The organism is Paracoccus sp. (in: a-proteobacteria), from assembly GCF_046462195.1.
Classification (GTDB): Bacteria; Pseudomonadota; Alphaproteobacteria; order Rhodobacterales; family Rhodobacteraceae; genus Paracoccus.
The window spans coordinates 1-3238 of record NZ_JBKGUN010000191.1 but is presented as its reverse complement, the minus strand read 5'-3'; the positions used below and the strand labels follow the sequence as shown (position 1 = coordinate 3238).

At 65.4% G+C, this 3238-nt stretch carries 4 protein-coding genes; 3 read left to right on the top strand and 1 reads right to left on the bottom strand.

What is annotated here, in order from left to right; genetic code table 11:
* The 3 genes from ACLHHB_RS11740 to ACLHHB_RS11730 all read left to right on the top strand — a co-directional run.
* On the top strand, positions 1-1139 hold a 1139-nt coding region (locus ACLHHB_RS11740; protein WP_410218466.1), incomplete at its 5' end, for a transketolase-like TK C-terminal-containing protein.
* An 85-nt stretch (positions 1140-1224) separates the two neighbouring features.
* Positions 1225-2145 (top strand): DMT family transporter, encoded by a 921-nt coding sequence (locus ACLHHB_RS11735; RefSeq protein WP_410218465.1) that lies wholly within the window; start codon positions 1225-1227, stop codon positions 2143-2145.
* On the top strand, positions 2145-3014 hold the full coding sequence (locus tag ACLHHB_RS11730) for a lysophospholipid acyltransferase family protein (protein ID WP_410218464.1): 870 nt from the start codon (positions 2145-2147) through the stop codon (positions 3012-3014). Before ACLHHB_RS11735 ends, ACLHHB_RS11730 begins: the two co-directional genes overlap by 1 nt.
* Positions 3015-3047: 33 nt before the next feature.
* Here ACLHHB_RS11730 and ACLHHB_RS11725 read toward each other — a convergent pair.
* Positions 3048-3238: 3-deoxy-7-phosphoheptulonate synthase (locus tag ACLHHB_RS11725; RefSeq protein WP_410218463.1), on the bottom strand; the 191-nt coding region annotated here is incomplete at its 5' end.

Below are 3238 nucleotides of genomic sequence, written 5' to 3'. Positions count from 1 at the left end.
CCGAGGTCATGTCGCACTGGCGCCAGATCGGCCAGCGCGGCGCGCAGATGCGTGCCGAATGGAACGGTCGCGTCGATGCCCTGCCCGCCGACCGCCGCGACGATTTCGCCCGCCGTATCGGCAATGAGGTGAACCCGCAGCTGGACAGCACCATCGCAACCTTTGCCGCGAAAACGCTGGAAACGGGACCAAAGGTCGCCACCCGCAAGGCCAGCGAAAACACCCTGGAAGTGTTGAACGCGGTCATGCCGGAAAACTTTGGCGGATCGGCCGACCTGACCGGGTCGAACAACACCAAGACCGGTGGCCAGGGCGTGTTCGGACCCGAGAACCGCATGGGCCGCTATCTGCACTATGGCATCCGCGAACATGGCATGGCGGCGGCCATGAACGGCATCTGGCTGCATGGCGGCTTCCGCCCTTACGGCGGCACCTTCCTGACCTTTACCGATTATGCCCGTGGCGCCATGCGCCTGTCGGCGCTGATGGGCCTGCCGGTCATCTATGTCATGACCCATGACAGCATCGGCCTGGGCGAGGACGGTCCGACCCACCAGCCGGTCGAGCATCTGGCCATCTGCCGGGCCACGCCGAACACGCTGACCCTGCGTCCTTGCGACCAGATCGAAACGGCAGAGGCTTGGCAGATCGCGTTGTCGCAGGATGCAACGCCGTCTGTTCTGGCCTTGTCCCGCCAGAATTTGCCGACGCTGCGGCAGAACACCGACGAGAACCTGACTGCCAAGGGCGCCTATGTCCTGCGCGAAGCCTCGGCGACGCCCCGGGTCGTGCTGATGGCCACAGGCTCCGAGGTCGAGATCGCAGTTGCCGCGCGTGACAGCCTGGAGGCCGAAGGCATCGCCACCCGCGTCGTTTCCGTCCCGTCGATGGAGTTGTTCCGCGATCAGGCACCCGAATACCGTGCCGAGGTCCTGCCCGCCGATACTGTCCGCATCGCCATCGAGGCCGCTGTCCGCCAGCCTTGGGACTGGCTGCTGCTGGGTGAGCGTGGGCAGGAGGCGAAGTCGGTTTTTGTCGGCATGGAAGGTTTCGGCGCTTCGGGCCCCGCACCCGAACTCTACAAGGAGTTCGGCATCACCGCCGAAGCCGTGATCGAGCGCGCCAAGGCGCTTTTGTGACGAAACGGGGTGCCATGGGCATGGGAATTGGGATGAGGGCGACGTTTGTGCGTTCTCATTCCTGCCCCGTTTCCCTCGCACCCTGATGCGGGTGCTGGCGCGCAGCTTTGCCCTGATGGGGCGCGAGCGTGACGGGCTGAAGCGTCCGGGGTCGGATCAGGCACAGGGGATCGCGCTGCTGCTGGCGGCGATCCTGGGCTTCACGCTGATGGACGCAACCGCCAAGCACCTGACGCAGATCTATCATCCGGGCCAGGTCATCTGGGCCCGTTTCATCGGCAACCTGCTGATCTTCGTGCTGATCTTTCGCAGCACGATGCTGCCGCTGTTGCGGACCCGGCATCCCGGAATGCAATTCGCGCGCGCACTGATGCAACTGGGCTCGGTCGGCCTGTTCTTTACCTCGCTGCAGTATATCGGTCTGGCCGAGGCCACGGCGATCATGGATCTGAACCCGGTCCTCATCACACTTGGCGCGGCGCTGTTTCTGGGCGAAAGGATCGGTCCCCGCCGCCTCATGGGAATTGCCGCCGCGCTGATTGGCGCCCTTCTGATCATCCGACCGGGGATGGGCGTGTTCCAGCCTGCGGCACTGCTGCCGCTGGCCGGGGCCTTCACCTATGCGGCCGGTGCCCTGCTGACGCGGCTGGTGCGCGCCGATTCCGTTGCCACATCGGTCCTGTGGTCGGCCGTCATCGGCTCGATCGCCTCGAGCATTGTCCTGCCCTTTGTCTGGCAGCCGATCGCGTTGGCCGACCTGTGGGCCTTTGCCCTGCTGGCAGCCTTTGGGACGGCCAGCCAGTACCTGCTGGTGCGGGCCTTCAGTGCCGCCGAGGCCGGCGCGCTGGCACCTTTCGGTTATACCGGGTTGATCTGGGCAGGGCTTTGGGGCTGGCTGTTCTTCGAACAACTGCCCGACCTTTGGACGGTCTCCGGCGCGGGCATCATCGTGGCGGCAGGGCTTTACGTGTGGTCGCGCGAAGCGCGTGCGGCAAAAGGGGACTGATGCGCGACGACCGACCTTCGCTGACGGACCGTCTGGCCAATGGCACGTTTCTGGCGATCATGGCGCTGGCGCGGCTGCTGCCCTATGCGCAGCGTGTGGCCACTCTCGGCTGGATTTTTTCGCATGTGATTGCACCGGTAGCCGGCTGGCGCCGTCGGATCCGCGACAATCTGCGGCTGGCCAGACCTGATCTGTCCGCAGCCGAGGTCGAGGCACTGGTCCGTGCCGTTCCTGACAATGCCGGACGTTCCCTGGCCGAAATCTATTCCGGCGATGAATTCACCGCCCGCATCCATGCGCAGGATCCGCTGGAGGGGCCGGGCCTGCCGGCGCTGGAGGCCGCCTTTGACAGCGGCCGTCCCGTCATCCTCGCTTGTGCCCATTTCGGCAATTATGACGCAATGCGCGCGGCGCTGTCCGGGCGTGGCTGGCCCGTGGGCGCGCTGTACAGGCCAATGAACAACGAAGCCTTTAATCGCCACTATGTCCCCGCCATCAGCGCCATTGCAGAGCCCTTGTTCCCCCGGGGGCGTTCTGGACTGACGGCGATGCTGCGCTTCCTGCGGGGCGGCGGCTGGCTTGCGCTGGGATTTGACCAGTACGATCATGACGGGGCAGAGCTTCGTTTTTTCGACCTGCCAACGAAAACCGTGCTGACGCCCGCAGATCTGGCCCGGCGTTATGATGCGCTGCTGGTGCCGATCGCCGGCATCCGGCAGCCGGACGGCCTGCGCTTTCGCGTTCATGTGGGGACGCCTGTGGAAGCAGGTGAGCCACAGGCCATGATGCAGGCCCTGAACGACGATCTGGAAATGCTGGTCCGGCGGCACATGGACCAGTGGTTCTGGATTCACCGTCGCTGGAAGTAAGCGGCCCGGAGGGTTTCTCCGGGCCGACAGGCTTTAGACGGCTTGGGCAGTGCGCTGCGGCACGGCCTGTTCGCGGCGGGCGCGCAATTCCTCGGCCACCAGGAAGGCCAGTTCCAGCGACTGGCTGGCGTTCAGGCGCGGATCGCAGGCGGTGTGATAGCGGTCCGACAGATCCTCGTCGGTGACCGCGCGGACGCCGCCGGTGCATTCGGTCACGTCCTTGC